This window comes from Herbaspirillum sp. B65 (assembly GCF_000333555.1).
Lineage (GTDB): Bacteria > Pseudomonadota > Gammaproteobacteria > Burkholderiales > Burkholderiaceae_D > Herbaspirillum > Herbaspirillum rubrisubalbicans.
The window spans coordinates 1-285 of sequence record NZ_BADI01000350.1 but is presented as its reverse complement, the minus strand read 5'-3'; the positions used below and the strand labels follow the sequence as shown (position 1 = coordinate 285).

Below are 285 nucleotides of genomic sequence, written 5' to 3'. Positions count from 1 at the left end.
TGGCGGGCCAAAGAAAGTGAGCGGCTGCCGGGCCGCCCCCGGCGCTCCGTTCCGACCGGAGAAAGAACACAATTAAGCTAGAGCGCAGGACAGTAATCCGTGCAGACTACGCCAGACATAAAAACCAGAAAAGCCACACGCCAAGACAACCTTCCCGATCAACCAGAAATGGCCGGCGCAACATCCCGAGCGCATCCAGTTGTATTCGCTGCCCACGCCCAATGGCGTGAAGGTCTCGATCATGCTGGAAGAAACCGGCCTGCCCTACGAAGCCCACCTGGTGAG

At 58.9% G+C, this 285-nt stretch carries 1 pseudogene; it reads left to right on the top strand.

The features are described 5' to 3' along the window. Positions 1 to 157 precede the first annotated feature (157 nt). A pseudogene (locus I5W_RS33250) lies at positions 158 to 285 on the top strand (glutathione S-transferase); the annotation flags it as partial.